Origin of the sequence: Nonomuraea sp. NPDC047529 (assembly GCF_040642995.1) — a bacterium.
In the GTDB taxonomy this organism is placed as follows: Bacteria; Actinomycetota; Actinomycetes; order Streptosporangiales; family Streptosporangiaceae; genus Nonomuraea.
The window spans coordinates 87,409-101,757 of sequence record NZ_JBEYTJ010000021.1; the positions used below are offsets into that span (position 1 = coordinate 87,409).

14 protein-coding genes are annotated in these 14,349 nt (G+C 72.2%); 1 reads left to right on the forward strand and 13 read right to left on the reverse strand.

All coding sequences use genetic code 11. The features are described 5' to 3' along the window. Positions 1-3: 3 nt before the first annotated feature. The 5 genes from ABZ815_RS29720 to ABZ815_RS29740 all read right to left on the reverse strand — a co-directional run bounded on the left by ABZ815_RS29720 (position 4) and on the right by ABZ815_RS29740 (position 6,898). Positions 4-1,740: an amino acid adenylation domain-containing protein gene (locus ABZ815_RS29720; protein WP_357703615.1), complete on the reverse strand. Its 1,737-nt coding sequence runs from the start codon at positions 1,738-1,740 to the stop codon at positions 4-6. After that, positions 1,737-2,636, reverse strand: coding sequence for a DUF6039 family protein (locus ABZ815_RS29725; RefSeq protein WP_357703618.1), 900 nt, complete (start codon positions 2,634-2,636; stop codon positions 1,737-1,739). Before ABZ815_RS29725 ends, ABZ815_RS29720 begins: the two co-directional genes overlap by 4 nt. A 79-nt stretch (positions 2,637-2,715) precedes the next feature. Continuing rightward, positions 2,716-4,089, reverse strand: coding sequence for a carboxyl transferase domain-containing protein (locus ABZ815_RS29730; protein WP_357703620.1), 1,374 nt, complete (start codon positions 4,087-4,089; stop codon positions 2,716-2,718). Continuing rightward, positions 4,086-5,279, reverse strand: a complete 1,194-nt coding sequence (locus tag ABZ815_RS29735; protein ID WP_357703623.1) for a cytochrome P450 — start codon at positions 5,277-5,279, stop codon at positions 4,086-4,088. The genes ABZ815_RS29730 and ABZ815_RS29735 overlap by 4 nt, the downstream gene beginning before the upstream one ends. A gap of 128 nt (positions 5,280-5,407) precedes the next feature. Beyond that, positions 5,408-6,898 (reverse strand): MFS transporter, encoded by a 1,491-nt coding sequence (locus ABZ815_RS29740; protein ID WP_357703626.1) that lies wholly within the window; start codon positions 6,896-6,898, stop codon positions 5,408-5,410. Between the two features lie 137 nt (positions 6,899-7,035). Between ABZ815_RS29740 and ABZ815_RS29745 the strand changes: the two genes are divergently transcribed. Beyond that, positions 7,036-8,346: a fatty acid--CoA ligase family protein gene (locus tag ABZ815_RS29745; protein ID WP_357703628.1), complete on the forward strand. Its 1,311-nt coding sequence runs from the start codon at positions 7,036-7,038 to the stop codon at positions 8,344-8,346. On the opposite strand, the gene ABZ815_RS29750 is transcribed toward ABZ815_RS29745, so the two are convergent. The 8 genes from ABZ815_RS29750 to ABZ815_RS29785 form a co-directional block, all read right to left on the reverse strand. After that, positions 8,343-8,879: a DUF1697 domain-containing protein gene (locus tag ABZ815_RS29750; RefSeq protein WP_357703630.1), complete on the reverse strand. Its 537-nt coding sequence runs from the start codon at positions 8,877-8,879 to the stop codon at positions 8,343-8,345. The two genes, ABZ815_RS29745 and ABZ815_RS29750, sit on opposite strands and share 4 nt — an antisense overlap. Before the next feature lie 5 nt (positions 8,880-8,884). Further along, a complete protein-coding gene (locus ABZ815_RS29755) occupies positions 8,885-9,946 on the reverse strand; it encodes an NAD(P)/FAD-dependent oxidoreductase (RefSeq protein WP_357703633.1) in 1,062 nt (353 codons plus the stop codon). A gap of 106 nt (positions 9,947-10,052) precedes the next feature. Further along, positions 10,053-10,451 (reverse strand): DUF3224 domain-containing protein, encoded by a 399-nt coding sequence (locus ABZ815_RS29760; protein ID WP_357703635.1) that lies wholly within the window; start codon positions 10,449-10,451, stop codon positions 10,053-10,055. A gap of 66 nt (positions 10,452-10,517) precedes the next feature. Then, positions 10,518-11,768 carry a beta-ketoacyl synthase N-terminal-like domain-containing protein gene (locus ABZ815_RS29765; RefSeq protein WP_357703637.1) on the reverse strand — a complete coding sequence of 417 codons (1,251 nt, stop codon included), beginning with the start codon at positions 11,766-11,768 and terminating at the stop codon, positions 10,518-10,520. Then, positions 11,765-12,004: a phosphopantetheine-binding protein gene (locus ABZ815_RS29770; protein WP_357703640.1), complete on the reverse strand. Its 240-nt coding sequence runs from the start codon at positions 12,002-12,004 to the stop codon at positions 11,765-11,767. The genes ABZ815_RS29765 and ABZ815_RS29770 overlap by 4 nt, the downstream gene beginning before the upstream one ends. Next, positions 12,001-13,221 (reverse strand): hydroxymethylglutaryl-CoA synthase, encoded by a 1,221-nt coding sequence (locus ABZ815_RS29775; protein ID WP_357703643.1) that lies wholly within the window; start codon positions 13,219-13,221, stop codon positions 12,001-12,003. The genes ABZ815_RS29770 and ABZ815_RS29775 overlap by 4 nt, the downstream gene beginning before the upstream one ends. Continuing rightward, positions 13,218-13,454, reverse strand: a complete 237-nt coding sequence (locus ABZ815_RS29780) for a phosphopantetheine-binding protein (RefSeq protein WP_125645256.1) — start codon at positions 13,452-13,454, stop codon at positions 13,218-13,220. Before ABZ815_RS29780 ends, ABZ815_RS29775 begins: the two co-directional genes overlap by 4 nt. Then, complete coding sequence (locus ABZ815_RS29785; protein WP_357703646.1) at positions 13,441-14,343, reverse strand: LnmK family bifunctional acyltransferase/decarboxylase; 903 nt, start codon at positions 14,341-14,343, stop codon at positions 13,441-13,443. The genes ABZ815_RS29780 and ABZ815_RS29785 overlap by 14 nt, the downstream gene beginning before the upstream one ends. Positions 14,344-14,349 lie beyond the last annotated feature (6 nt).

Sequence of the window (14,349 nt, forward strand, 5' to 3'; positions counted from 1 at the left end):
GGTCTATCCCCTCACGGTCAGTCGTTCCTCGACGCAGGAGGCCAGGGCGGCGACCGACGCCTCCTCCTCCAGCTCGCGTCCCGTCAGCTCCAGCCCGAAGCGCTCGTTCACCTGGGCGATGATGCGGGTCATCGCCAGCGAGGTGGCGCCCAGGTCGAACAGGTCCACCTGTGGTGGCACCTCGTCGCGTTCGAGCACGTCCTCGGCGATGCGCTGCACGACCTTGGCGGCCGACGATGCCTGCGCGGACCTGGCCAGAGCGGCGCGGTCCGCCTTTCCCTGCGGCGTCATGGGGATCTCCGACACGATGTGGTAGGTGGACGGGCGGGCGTGCGCCGGCAGCCGGCTCGCGGCCCGCTCGGTGAGCTGCTCGATCAGGTCCGGCCCCGCCTCGCCGTCGGGGACGACGAAGGCCAGCAGCCGGACGTCGCCCTCTCCGTAGTCGCGGTGGGCCACCACCGCGTGGGCGACCCGCGGATGGCCCAGGAGGCACAGCTCGATCTCCCTGGGCTCCAGGCGGAACCCGCGGACCTTGATCTGGTCGTCGGACCGCCCGAGGTAGGCGTACTCGCCGCCGGGCAGCCGGGTGACGACGTCGCCCGAGTCGTAGCGGCGCCCGCCGTCCGGCAGGGCCCTGAAGCGCTCGGCGGTCAGCTCGGGCCGGTCGAGGTAGCCGCGGGCGAGCCCGGGGCCGGAGACGTGCAGGTTGCCGGTGGTGGCCGGGCGTCCGTGCTCGTCGAGCACGTCGAGGCGCAGGTCCGGGATGGGCACGCCGATCGGGCTCAGCTCCGGGTGGTCGAGGTCGGCCGCGCGGACGCGGCGGTAGGTGACGTGGACGGTGGTCTCGGTGATGCCGTACATGTTGACGAGGTGCGGGCGGTCGTCGCCGTAGCGGTCGATCCACGGGGCGAGCAGGTCGACGTCCAGCCGCTCGCCGCCGAAGACGACCCGGCGCAGCCGGTACGGCGAAGGCCGCTCCTGCCGGGCGTCGGCGGCCACCAGGTGCCGGAACGCGGAGGGCGTCTGGTTCAGCACGGTGACGCCCTCGTCCAGCAGCAGCCGCCGCAGCGACTCGGGCGACCTGGCCACCTCGGCCGGGACGATCACCAGCCGGCCGCCGTACAGCAGCGCGCCCCACAGCTCCCACACCGAGAAGTCGAAGCTGACGGAGTGGAAGAGCGTCCAGACGTCGTCGTCGGTGAAGCCGAACCACTGCTCGGTCCGCTCCAGCAGGCGCACGACGTTGCGGTGCTCGACCAGCACCCCCTTGGGCGCGCCGGTCGAGCCCGAGGTGTAGATGACGTAGGCCAGGTCCTCGTCGCCGGCCGTGGCCGCGGGCCGGCCCTGCGGCGGCTCGGCGTCGGCCAGCACGACCTCGCCGGGCAGGACGCCGCCGAGCCGGGCGGCCACGCCGGACGTGGTGACCACCGTGCGCACCCCGCTGTCCTCCAGCAGGTACGCGATCCGCCCGGCCGGGTAGCCGGGGTCGATCGGCACGTACGCGCCGCCCGCCTTGAGTATCGCGAGCAGCCCCGCCACCAGGTCGATGCCGCGGTCCGCGCACAGCCCCACCAGCACGCCGGGGCCGGTGCCCGCGGCCTGGAGGAGGCAGGCCAGCCGGTCGGCCCGGTCGTCCAGGTCCGCGTAGGTGATCTCCTCGGTGCCGCAGGTCACGGCGATCCGGTCGGGGGCCTTCGCGGCGCGCTCGGCGAAGATCTCGTGCAGGCAGCGGCCGCTCATGTCGCGTACATCCCCCAGTGGTGCGGGGTGAGGCCGGTGTCGGTCATGCTGCCGGGCACGAACATCCTGGCCCAGGTGCCGCCGCCGCGCTCGGGCGCGATGCGCTGCTGGAAGTACAGGTCCCGCACCTTCTCGTCCTTCACGTGCAGCGCCAGGACCTTGTAGTAGGTGCTCAGCGACTTCATGTGGATCAGCCAGTGGATGCGGTCGGCCGCGCCGAAGGCCTCCTCGTAGACGAAGACGGTCGCCTCGCCGGGCAGGTTCTCGTTGATGGACTCGGCGGCCTCGCGGGCGAACGTGCGCCCCTCGGACCGGAAGTCGTAGTCGAGCTGGGCGGTCCGGTGCAGCAGCAGGCCGCAGTTGCCCGAGTGCACGAGCTGCTCGTAGGGCTGCGGCACCTGCTCGCGGGCGCCGGGCAGCCCGGTGATCTCGCCCTCCTGGAGGTAGACCGTGGACTGCTTCTCGCGCTCGCCGTCGACCGCGGTGCCGTACATGCCCCAGAACTGCGGCAGCAGGACGGTCTCGGTCATGCTGCCGTCCACGAAGATCTCGTCCCAGCCGCTGTCGGCGGTGTTGTCGCGGTACTCGCCGTCGGAGGTGCCCATGTGCACCATCTGCTCGTACGCGTGCAGCGAGCTGAGGTGGATCAGCCAGTGCAGCCGGTCCTTGGTCCCGAACGTCTCCTCGTACAGGAAGACGCTGGCGACGCCGACCTGCTTGGCGGTCACCATCTCCGCCATCATGCGGGCGAACTTGCGCCCCTTGGCGTGGGAGCCGTTCCTGACCTGCGCGGTCCGCTCGACGATCACGCCGGCCGTGGCCGAGTTGATCAGATCCGCCGCGGGTACCGAGGTCTGCTGCTCGGCCGGCGGGATGACGGGATTCGGGTTGGTCATCGTTCCACTCCGTCTGTCGGCTTGTTCGTCACGCTAATGAGGGGCCGCCGTGCTGCCTGCTCAATAGTGAGCAGGGGCTTCACAGCGGGATGTTGGTGTGGTCGCCGCGCAGCGGCACGGCCTTGAGCAGGGCTTCGGCGAGCCTCAGCCGGGTGCCGGCGGGCTCGATCACCTCGTCCACGACGCCGATCTCCACGGCCTTGCCGACGCCGCCGGCCTCCCGTTCGTGCTCGGCGACGAGCCGGCGGCGCAGTTCCTCGCGGCCGTCCTCGGGGCCGTCGCGCAGCTTCCTGCGGTGCAGGATGTCCACGGCGGCCTCGGCGCCCATGACGGCCACCTCGGCGGTGGGCCAGGCGTAGACCGCGGAGGCGCCCAGGGCGCGGGAGTTCATGGCGACGTACGCGCCGCCGTAGGACTTGCGCAGCACCAGCGTCACCCGGGGCACGACGGCCTCGGCGAAGGCGTGCAGCAGCTTGGCGCCGCGCCGGACCACGCCGTCCCACTCCTGACGGACGCCGGGCAGGTAGCCGGGCACGTCCACGAGCACCACGAGGGGCACGCCGAGCGAGTCGCACATGCGGACGAACCGCGCGGCCTTCTCGGCCGCCGCCGCGTCGAGGCAGCCGCCCTTGCGCAGCGGGTTGTTGGCGATGACGCCGACGGTCCTGCCGGTCAGCCGGCCGAGCGTGGTGACGAGGTTGGGCGCCCACTTCGGGTGCAGCTCCTCGCCGGGGCCGTCGAGCAACCGGGCGACGATGGGGTGCACGTCGTAGGCGCGGTTGGCGCGTTCGGGGAGCAGGTCGCCGAGCCCGGGGTCGGCGCGGGCCTCCCAGGGGCGCAGCTCGCCCTGGCCGCCGAGCAGGGCGGTGATCCGGCGGGCGGAGCCGATGGCGCCCTCGTCGTCCGGGGCGGTGAGGTGGGCCAGGCCGCTGCGCCTGCTGTGCGGGACGGGGCCGCCGAGTTGCTCCATGTCGACGTCCTCGCCGGTGACCTTGCGGACGACGTCCGGGCCGGTGACGAAGACGCGGCCGCTCTCACTCATGATCACCACGTCGGTGAGCGCCGGTCCGTAGGCCGCGCCGCCGGCGGCCGGGCCGAGCACGACGGAGATCTGCGGGACGACGCCGGAGGCCCGGACCATCGCGGCGAACACCTGCCCGACGCCGTCGAGCGCGGTGACGCCCTCGCCCAGCCGGGCGCCGCCGGAGTGCCAGAGGCCGACGACGGGCGCCCGCTCCCGGACGCCGAGGTCGATCGCCCGGACGATGCCGGCGCAGCCCTCCGCGCCCATCGCGCCGCCCATGCGGCCGGGGTCGGTGGCGTAGGCGACGGCCGGGCCGCCGCCGATGCTGCCCCGGGCGGCGAGCACGCCGCAGCCGTCGTCGCCGGGCAGCGGCCGGACGGTGCCCGGGTCGAAGAGCGCGCGGACCCGGTCCCGCGGGTCGCGGCTCATCCCCAGGTCACCGGGAGCGCGTGGACGCCGTACACGAACATGTCGGAGCGGAAGGGCACCTCCTCCAGCGGCACCGCGAGGCGCAGCCCCGGGAGCCGGGCGAACAGCGTGGACCAGGCGACCTCCAGCTGGGCGCGGGCCAGGAGCTGGCCCATGCACTGGTGGATGCCGAAGCCGAAGGACAGATGCTCCTGCCGGTCGGCGACGTCGCCGAAGCGGCCGAAGTCGAGCCGGTCCGGGTCGGCCCAGACCTCCTCGTCGCGGTTGGCCGCGGCCAGCACCACGACCACGCCCTCGCCCTTCCTGACGAGCCGGCCGCCGACCTCGACGTCGGCGGTGGCCGCGCGGCGGGCGCCGTAGTCGATGACGGTCTGGTGGCGGATGATCTCCTCGATCGCGGCGGGCAGCGCCTCCGGGCGTTCGCGCAGCTCGGCCAGGCGGGCGGGGTTCTCCAGCAGCGCGACGGTGCCCACGCCGATCTGGTTGGCGATGGTCTCGTAGCCGGCCACCATCAGCAGCGTCGCGATGCCGACGACCTCCTCCCGGCTGACCTTGGCCGCCTCGCGGTGGGCGCCGAGGCGGCTGAGCAGGTCGTCGGCGGGCCGCTGCTCGCGCTCGGCGACCAGCCGCTCCAGGTAGTGGCGCAGGTCCTCGCGGACCTTCATGCGCTGCTCGGGCTCCACGTTGCGGTCGCCGATGACCTTGGTCGTCTCGTGGAAGTAGTCGCGGTCCTCGTACGGCACCCCGAGCAGCTCGGTGATGACCTGGGACGGCAGCGGCAGGGCCAGCGTCTGGACCAGGTCGGCCGGCGGCCCCTGGGCGGCCATCTCGTCGACGAGCGTTTCGGTGATGCGCCGGATGGCCGGGCGCAGCGCCTCGACGCGCCTGCGGTTGAACTCCGGCAGCAGCAGGCGGCGCAACCGCGAGTGGTCGGGCGGGTCCATCCTGATGAAGGTGCCCGGCCCCGGGGGCTGCGAGGTGAGCCGGGCCGGGAAGCCGGGGGTGGCGAAGTCGGAGCTGAAGCGGGCGTCGCCGAGCACGGCGCGGGCGTCCTCGTACCGCGTCACCAGCCAGACCTCGCTGCCGTCGAAGTCCAGCCGGACGCGCGTGATGGGCCGCCCCGCCTGAAGGTCCCGGTACTCGGACGGCGGGTCCAGCGGGCACGTCCTGGGGAGGGGGTAGGAGTCCATGTCAGCAGCCTCGCCCGCGCGCCCGCGCCCGTCTGCTCAACTGTGAGCAGGCCCGGACGAGCGGGCCCGTGCGGGCGGACATGGCGATGGCGGGGCCGCGCACGGCCCCGCCACCCGGTGGACCGGGGTCACGCCCTGGCGGCACGCCCCTGGTTGCGCGCGGCCTGCTGGTCCGCCTTGCCCGCCTTCGACCTGCCCATGGACATGTCGCGCAGCGGGACCTCCTTCAGGAACAGGCTGGCCACCAGGCCGATGCCCACCGCGATCGCGCAGGCGAGGAACAGGTCGCCCAGCGCGTCGGCGAGCACCGCCGGCGCGACGCCCTCGCCGCCCTGACCGGCCACGCCGAGCCGGGACGACATGATCGAGCCGAGGATCGCCAGCGAGACCGGCCCGGCGATCATCCGCCAGAACTGGATCTGGCTGGTGCCGACGCCCACCTGCTCCATCGGGATCGCGCTCTGCGTGACGGCCGTGGCCATCGGGAACGCGATGCCGATGCCGACGCCGATGAGCACCATGGCGACGATCGGCAGGCCCTGGCCGCTGTCCGGCCCGACGGCCGACAGGATCAGCAGCCCGGCGACGATGGCGGCCATGGCGAACACGCCGAGCAGCCGGTAGCGCGGCATGGCCGTCATCGCCTTGCCGGCGATCGGGGCCATGAGCATCAGGCCGAGCATCATCGGGATCAGCAGCGTGCCGGAGTGGGTCGCGCTCACGCCGAGCACGCCCTGGTAGAGCAGCGGCACGTAGAAGGCCGTGCCCATCATGGCGAACGCCGAGAAGAAGGCGATCACGGCCATGACGGACACCTGGTTGCTGCGGAACAGCGCGAACGGCACCAGCGGGTTCTTGGCCACCCGCGTCTCGACGAAGTAGAACACGACGAGCAGCACGGCGCCGCCGACCAGCAGCGCGAGCACCTCGGGCGACGTCCAGGCGTGCCCGTCGCCGGTGAGCGTGAGCCCGACCAGGATCGGGACGAGCCCGGCCACGAGCGTGACGACACCGGCGAAGTCGATGTCGCGCCAGCTCGCGCCGCTGCGCACGAACGGCACGCCGATCAGCACGGCGGCGATCGCCAGCAGCCCGACGGGCACGTTGACGTAGAAGACCCAGCGCCAGCTCCAGTTGTCGGTGATGAGCCCGCCGAGCGGCGGCCCGATCACCATGCTGAGACCGGAGAAGCCGAAGAAGACGCCCTGCATCTGGGTGCGGCGCTCCGGGGTGTAGACGTCGGCGAGCAGCGTGAAGACGTTGGCCATCAGCACGCCGCCGAACAGCCCCGCCAGCCCTCGCGCCCCGACGAGCTGGGGCATCGTCTGGGCCGCGCCGCACAACCACGACGCCACCAGGAAGCCCGTCAGGCCGACGAGGAGCACCGGTTTGCGGCCGAACATGTCGCCGAGTTTCCCCGCGATCGGCACGACGACGGCGGCCGCGACGGCGTAGGAGACCCCCACCCACGCGTACATCGACAGGCCGTGCAGGTCGGCGGCGATCCGGGGCATCGCCGCCCCCACCACCGAGACGTCGATCGACGCCAGGGCCAGGGCCAGGAGTGCGCCGATGGTGGCGAACAGCTGGCCGCGCGTACTCGAACCGGTTTGGTTCATGTCATCGCCTCCCTTGTTCTTGGCAGCCGTCCCACTTCTTCGCGGACCCATGCCGCATCAAGCCCACACGAGATCGCCCTCCGGGTCTGCTCAACACTGAGCATCCGGGGAGCGCCGGGCTTCCTACCATCGGCCGCATGACGACGAACCCGGCAGAACTGGTCAGCGCCCGTGCGGGCGATCACGTGGCACTCGTCGTGGACGGCGAGCGCGAGCTGCGGGTGGCGGACTGGACCGCCCGGTCGGAGGAGCTGGCCGCGCGGCTGGCCCCGGTCCGGACGGCGCTGCGGCACGACGACTGGATCGAGCACGCCGTCGCCGCCGTCGCCGTGCACCTGGCCGGCGGCACCGTGCTCGGCCTGCCGCCCGCGCTGCCGGAGGACGAGACGCGGGCCCGCCTGGCCGAGTGCGGGGTGGGCCAGGTCCTGCCCGGCCCCCTGGACGACGCGGCGGGCGCGCGGGACGACGACGTCGCCGAGATCCTCTACACCTCGGGCACGACCGGCCGTCCCAAGGCCGTGGCGGTGCCCGTCGCGAACCTCACCTACGGCCACGAGGGCCGCGGGAAGCTGTTCACCGGCGTGGACGGGGTGCTGGCGGCCGTCCCACTGGGCACGAACGCCGGGCACAGCGCGCTGATGACGGCGATGACCGCCCCGGCGACCACGCACGTGCTGACCGACCTCGGGCCGGAGAACGTGGCCCGCATGCTGGACAAGCTGCGGGTGCCGATGGCGATCGTGCCGCCGTCCACCGCGACCCGGATGGTGGCGCACGGCTGGCACGAGCGGTACGACCTGTCCGGCCTGCGGGCGCTCATGCTGGGCTCGGCGCCGGTGCCGATGGCCACGGTGGCCCGGCTCATGGAGGCGCTGCCGGGCGTGCGGATCGTCATCGGCTACGGCTCGACGGAGTCGGCCCCCGCCTTCGTGCACCGCCCGATCGAGACCGCGCCCACCGAGGCCGACGAAGGGCTGCTGGGCCTGCCGAGCGCGGGCACCGAGGTGAAGATCACCGACGCGGGCGAGATCTGCCTGCGCTCGGCCGCCCCGCGCCGCCGCTACCTGAACGACCCCGCCGCCGACGAGAGCACCTTCCGCGACGGCTGGACCCACATGGGCGACCTGGGCGAGCTGGACGGTGAGGGCCGGCTGCGCGTCTTCGACCGCGCCGCCGACGTGATCACCGCCGGCGGTCGCCGGATCTCCTCGCTGCGGGTCGAGCACGCCCTGCACTGGCATCCCGAGGTGGTCGAGGCCGCCGCGTTCGAGGGGCCGGAGGGCGTCACGGCGGCCGTCGTGCTGCGCTCCCCCGTGCCCGAGGACGAGCTGCGCGCCTTCGCCGCCGACCGGCTGGAACCGGCCGAGCGGCCGGCGCGGTACGTCGTCACCGGGTCGCTGCCGCGCGGGCCGATCGGCAAGACGCTCAAGCGCCTGCTGGCGGGTTAGCCGGCGGCCAGTTCGTGCAGCTTGGAGACGGTCTTCCAGTTGCGGGCGGTGGCGGTCACGCCGAGCTTCTTCTCCCAGAAGGCGTAGGACAGCTTGGTGTTGCGCACCCCGTCGGGGCACCAGACGTAGATCTCCCTGCCGACGTGCCGGAACACGTCCGGCTTGAAGGCGTCGGGGTCGAGGGCCTTGATCGGCTTTCCGTCGGGCCTGCTCGACAGGAACGTGACGAGGTAGAGGGCGTCGTCGGCGGCGACGTCGCCGAGCGGGTTCGCCTTGAGGATCTCGCCCAGCTCGGTGCCCGTCCTGGCCAGGACGGGCACCTGGACGCCCAGGTCGCGGGCGAGCGTGGCCCGGATCTCGGCCGCCGCCTCGTCGGGGCTCTTCCCGCTGGTGTAGACGACGTTGCCGCTCTGCAGGTGGGTTCTGACGTCCTCGAAGCCGAGGCCCTCCAGCAGCTCGCGGAGCTGGGCCATGCTCACCATGTTCCGGCCGCCGACGTTCACCCCGCGCAGCAGCGCCACCTGCCTGGACATGTCGCTCAACCCCTTCTGCCCGCCACCGCCTGGGGACGGAACTGCCTGATGCGCTCGACCAGATAAGCCGCGTCGTCCTTTACCCACCAGATGAGCGCCGAACCGTAGGAGTGCTGGCACTGCATGCCGAGGACGTACAGGCCGGGGGCGGCGGTCACGCCGCGGTCCTGCTCGATGCCGCCGCCGTCCGCCACGACGGGCGCGTGCACCCAGGAGTAGTCGTAGCGGAAGCCGGTCGCCCAGACGACGGCGTCGACGTCGGCCGAGCGGCCGTCCTCGAAGCGCATCGTACGGCCCTCGGCGTCGACCGTACGGCCCACGAGCTCGAAGCGGTGCCGCTTGGCCAGCTTCTTCAGGCTGGGCCCGACCAGGATCGTCTTCTTGTGCAGCCGGTCGCGCTCGCCCATCAGCGGCTTGGCGATCAGCCCGAACTTGTCGCCCCACCAGTGCAGCCCCTTGCCCAGGAAGCGGCGGCCGAAGTGCGGCAGCGGCGAGCCCTGCGACAGCAGGACGCGGCGCCCGGCGGCCAGCTCGGGCGCGATCTGGGCGCCGGAGTTGGCGGCGCCGACCACGACGACGGTCCCGCCCGGCACCTGGGACGGGTTGCGGTAGCGGCCGGTGTGCACCTGGAAGACCTCGGGGTCCAGCTTGCCGGCGAGCTCGGGCAGCTTCGGCACCCGGTAGGCGCCGGTCGCGATGATCACCTGCGGCGCCTCGTACGTGCCCTTCGTGGTCTCCAGCCGGTAGCCGCCCTCGATCGGCTCCAGCGACGTGACGCGGGTACCGAGCCTGACCGGCAGGTCGAACTCCTCGCCGTACGCCTCGATGTAGTCGGCCATCTCCTCTTTGCTGGGGAAGCGGTTCTTCCCGCCGGGGAAGCGCAGGCCGGGCAGGGCACAGTACTCGGCGATCGTGAACAGCTCCAGGGAGTCCCAGCGCTGCCGCCACGCCGCGCCGAGGCGGGGTTCCTCGTCGAGGATGACGAAGGGGATGCCGGCCTGCTTCAGGTAGTAGCCCGCGACGAGCCCGCTCTGGCCGCCACCGACGACGATCACTTCAGTGTCCATGCGGCCATCGTCGCGCGCGGGCGCGAGGCGGTCTGCTCAACACTGAGCAGATCCTGACATGCGAGTACGCGGGGCCCCCGGCCCCGCGTACTCGCATGTGTCGGCCCTACTTGAGGTTGAAGTTGAGGGTGACCTCCGCCGAGCCGTCGGTCTTGGAGACGTACCCTCCCTTGCCGCTCAGGCCCTTCAGCTCGTCGGTGCCGGAGTTCGGCACGACGGACCAGTCGGCCTTGGCCACGCCGCCGTCGAAGGTGCCCGTCGCCTGCAGCACGAAGGAGCCCTTCTTGCCGCGTACGCTCCCCACGACCTTCTGCAGGCCGACGAAGCTGGCCTCGGTGTCGCTGGCGTAGGCCATCAGGTACTCGGCGTGGCCCTCGCCCTCGATGTCACCGCTCCAGGCGTTGGTGACGTGGGCCTGACTGAGCTTGGGCTGGCCTTTCTTCTCCTCGTAGGGCTTCTCGTCCCATCCGGTGATCTGGTACGAGCCCTTACCTTGGGTGGTCATGTCAGCTCCCTTTTTTGCTCTCTTTTTCGCTACCCCTGACCCTGGGCGCTATGCGTCGGCCGTCGGTCAACGCTCACGCCCGAGGACTATGCAGGTGTTGAAGCCGCCGAACCCGAAGCTGTTGGACAGCGCGTAGCGGATGTCGGCGGCGCGCAGCCTGCCGGGTGCGAGCCGGCAGTCGCGGTTGATCGGATGGCGCAGGTTGAGGTTGGGGTGGACGAAGCCGCGGCGCATCTGCACCACGGTCGCGATCGCCTCCACCACGCCGGCCGCGCACATGCAGTGGCCGACCAGCCCCTTGGTGGAGTTGACCCACGGCCGGCCGAAGCTGTCCCCCAGCGCCCTGCGCAGCGCGGCCAGCTCGGCCACGTCGCCGCTGGGCGTCGCCGTGGCGTGGGCGTTGACGTAGTCGATGTCGCGTGGTCCCACTCCGGCGTTGGCCATGGCGTTGACCATCACCTTGGCCTCGCCTTCCTCGCGCGGGTCGGGCAGGCTGTTGGCGTCCAGCTTCAGGTCGTAGCCGCACAGCTCGGCCAGCGCCGTCGCGCCGCGGGCGGCGGCCGAGCGGCCGCTCTCCAGCACCACGCACCCGGCCCCCTGACCCGGCACGAACCCCTCGTGGTCCTCGTCGAACGGCCGGCACCTGGCCTGCTGCGGCTCCTCGACGCCCGCCACCGCGCCCAGCGTGGCCAGGCCGCGCTTCTCCATCGGCGACAGGTCGGTCATGGCGCCCACCACCAGGCAGACGTCCACGGCCCCCGACTCCACCAGCCGGCTGCCGTTGATGATCCCCACGTTGCCGCTGGCCGAGGCGCCGCCCACGGTGTAGCCCTCGCCCCTGATGCCGAAAACCTGGCTGAGCGTGCCCACCCGGTCGGTGTCCATGAAGTGCAGGGCGAACCTGGCCGGCAGGTGGGCGGGGTTGTCCTCGTACTTGGGGTGCAGGTCGTGGGCGTAGCCGGAGCTGAGGTTGTGCCCGGCCACGACCAGGCCCATCCGTTCCGGGTCGGCCCGCGCCTCGTGCAGCCCCGCCTGCTCGTACGCCTGCATGGCGGCGACCAGGTCCATCTGCAGCGGCTGCGGCGAACGGCCGGCCGCGCGCAGGGCGCTGCGCGCGATCTCCTCGGGCAGGCGGCGGGCGGCCACCGCGTTCTGGAAGCGGAAGCCCCTGACCAGGGCGGCCAGCCGAGGGCCGCCGTCGCCGGGGTCGGGCACCGGCCCGATCCCGCACCGGCCCGCCCGCAGCGCCCTGGTGAACGACGGGACGGTCGAGGCGATCGAGCAGACGACGCCCATGCCGGTGACGACGACCCTCATGCGTGCCTCGCCAGCAGGTCCACCAGGGACCGGATGTCGTGCACCTCCTGGAACTCCGACACCGGCACGGTCAGCCCGAGGTCCTCCATGCTCATGGTGACCACGTCGGCCCGGTCGACGCTGTTCGCGCCCAGGTCGGTCAGGGTGCCCTCGGTCGTCACGTCGCCGGGCCGCAGGTCCGGCAGCACCCTCAGGACGTTCTGCTTGACGGTCTCGAAGATCTCCGCGTTTGTCATGGTGCCAGCCATTCGTAGGTTCGGTGGTAGTCCTTCGTCCCGGTGTTCACCAGGAGGTCGCGGTCGAAGCGGGCGCGGCTGAGCAGGTGCTCGTACGCGCCCACGTCGACCTGCCTGTCCCGCTCAGGCACGAGACAGGTGAGGGTGTCGGGCAGCAGCGCCGCGTACTCGTCGAAGCCGAGCTCGCAGCGGCCGTCCAGGTGTTCGCCGATCCGCATCCCGGCCAGCGTGCTCGCCGACTCCTCGTCGACCAGGCCGCTGAAGAACTCCGACGAGCAGCCCGAGCCGTAGGAGTAGAGGCCGACCCGGGCCGGGCCGTCCAGGGCGGCGTGGTCGATCAGGCTGGCCAGGGCCAGGTAGACCGAGCCGGAGCAGAGGTTGCCCACCCGTCTCGGGTAGGCGAGCGAGGGCAGCACCCGCCGCTCGAAGTCCTCCTCGACCGACGCCGTGCCGCCGCCCGACTCGCGCATCAGCTTGCGGTGCGCGGCCTTGACCATCCCGGCGAACGGGGTGTGCATGGCCAGGTGGTCGAAGGTGGTGGCGAAGTCGGCGTCCTCCACCCTGGACCGGTAGCCGGCCAGGCAGCTCGTGAGGCAGTCGAGGTAGGCGAACAGCGAGCGGTCGGAGTCGGCGATGTCGAACGTCGGCCCCGGCCGCGCCGAGTCCATCGTCTCGTAGCTGTGGTTGCCGAACGCCCCCAGATCCAGGTCCAGGACACGCGGCCGGTCGCTGATCAGCACGGCGGCGGCCCCGGCGCCCATGGCGGGCTCGGCGTAGGCGGCCCGCTCATCCACCAGCGCCACGTCCGTCGCGATGACCAGCGCCTTCGCGCCGGGCGACACCCCCGAGGCGACGTACGCGGCGGCGAGCTGGACGGCCGCCGTGGCCGCGTAGCACGCCTGCTTGACCTCCACGACCCGGCAGCTCCTGGGCAGGCCCAGGTACTCGTGCACGTAGGAGGCCACCGACTTGCTGTAGTCGAGCCCGGACTCGGTGGAGGTGATCAGGATCTCGATGCGGTCCTCGCCGGCGGCGATCGGCCGGGCGGCGTTGACGGCGTTCGTCACGGGGTCCTCGAAGGGCAGGCCGACCGAGCGGTTGCGCATCATCAGGTTGCCCAGGCGCTCGGCGTCGAGCCCGCGCCCCTCGAACAGCTCCGGCACCGGGATCTGGGCCAGGCCGCAGTAGACGTTGAGTGCCTCGATTCCGACGTTCACCTCACACGCTCCCACAGGAAGTCGACCAGGGCGTCGACGCTGGGCACGCCGCCGAAGGAGGACAGCGGCTCGCGGACGCCGAGCCGGTCGAGCACGGCCATGATGATCTCGACCCGGTCCACGGAGTCCGCGCCCAGGTCCTTCAGGTGCGCCCGGCCGTCGATCTCGACGCCGGGCAGGATCTCGTCGATCGCCTTGTGCACGACGCCCTCGACGTGTTCACGCGTCGCCATCGGTGTCTCCCCTCCTGAGCACGCGCAGGGTGCTGACCGCGATCACGCGGCCCCGGTCCTCCATGACGAGGTTGACGATCTCCTCGTCCTCGCCCTCGCCGTCCGGCGCCGGCCAGCACTCCAGGCGCAGCCGCAGCACCGAGTCGGCGTTCGCGTTGCCCAGGTAGCAGAGCCGCTGGTCCAGGACGACGCGGCGGAGGAAGTCGGCGACGCCGAGCCCCCTGTGCCGCCAGAAGCGCAGCAGCACCCAGTCGACGATCGCGAAGTAGGAGGCGAAGTAGAGCAGGCCCACGCCGTTCAGGTCCCTGGACGGCTCCACCGGGTAGTCGGCGGTGAACGTGACCGGATCGTCCGGTTTGCGGGCCAGGAACGTGCCAGTGCTCCTGGCGTGGCCGTACACCTTCCTCGGCGAGTACGCGCCGGGCAGCGTCGGCAGGTGCTCGTGCCTGAAGTCCACCGGGGACGACTTGACCAGCCCCTCGTTGCTGCCGGGCGCGCCGCGCGAGATCCACCGGTTGAAGGTCTCGACGTAGATGCAGCCGGGGTCGTCGAAGGCGTAGAAGCGGTCCGGGTCGAGCTCGCCCGTCCGGCCGCCGCCGCGGCCGATGCGGTGCAGGGCGAGCACCGACTCGCTGCCGAAGCCGAACAGCCTGGACGTGACCGCCAGCTCGTCGCCGAACGTCAGCGCGTTGACGTGCAGGTCCCGGCTGCCCCTGACGTGGAAGTAGTAGAACGACAGGTACGTCGGGTCGCCGGCGGCGTTGCGCGCGTCGAAGGCGTTGGTGCCGCACAGCGCGCTGACCGTGTCCCAGGTCCAGTCGCCGACCTCGCCCATGAACAGCGAGCTGGGCCCGCACATGCCGGGCTTGACCACCTCTGTCCTGGTCACGGTGCT

Coding starts and splice junctions, on each gene's coding strand:
- ABZ815_RS29745 (WP_357703628.1), top strand. CDS start 7,036: ATGACGACGAACCCGGCAGAACTGGTCAGCGCCCGTGCGGGCGATCAC.
- ABZ815_RS29725 (WP_357703618.1), bottom strand. CDS start 2,636: ATGACCAACCCGAATCCCGTCATCCCGCCGGCCGAGCAGCAGACCTCG.
- ABZ815_RS29730 (WP_357703620.1), bottom strand. CDS start 4,089: ATGAGCCGCGACCCGCGGGACCGGGTCCGCGCGCTCTTCGACCCGGGC.
- ABZ815_RS29765 (WP_357703637.1), bottom strand. CDS start 11,768: ATGAGGGTCGTCGTCACCGGCATGGGCGTCGTCTGCTCGATCGCCTCG.
- ABZ815_RS29770 (WP_357703640.1), bottom strand. CDS start 12,004: ATGACAAACGCGGAGATCTTCGAGACCGTCAAGCAGAACGTCCTGAGG.
- ABZ815_RS29720 (WP_357703615.1), bottom strand. CDS start 1,740: ATGAGCGGCCGCTGCCTGCACGAGATCTTCGCCGAGCGCGCCGCGAAG.
- ABZ815_RS29780 (WP_125645256.1), bottom strand. CDS start 13,454: ATGGCGACGCGTGAACACGTCGAGGGCGTCGTGCACAAGGCGATCGAC.
- ABZ815_RS29755 (WP_357703633.1), bottom strand. CDS start 9,946: ATGGACACTGAAGTGATCGTCGTCGGTGGCGGCCAGAGCGGGCTCGTC.
- ABZ815_RS29740 (WP_357703626.1), bottom strand. CDS start 6,898: ATGAACCAAACCGGTTCGAGTACGCGCGGCCAGCTGTTCGCCACCATC.
- ABZ815_RS29735 (WP_357703623.1), bottom strand. CDS start 5,279: ATGGACTCCTACCCCCTCCCCAGGACGTGCCCGCTGGACCCGCCGTCC.
- ABZ815_RS29750 (WP_357703630.1), bottom strand. CDS start 8,879: ATGTCCAGGCAGGTGGCGCTGCTGCGCGGGGTGAACGTCGGCGGCCGG.
- ABZ815_RS29760 (WP_357703635.1), bottom strand. CDS start 10,451: ATGACCACCCAAGGTAAGGGCTCGTACCAGATCACCGGATGGGACGAG.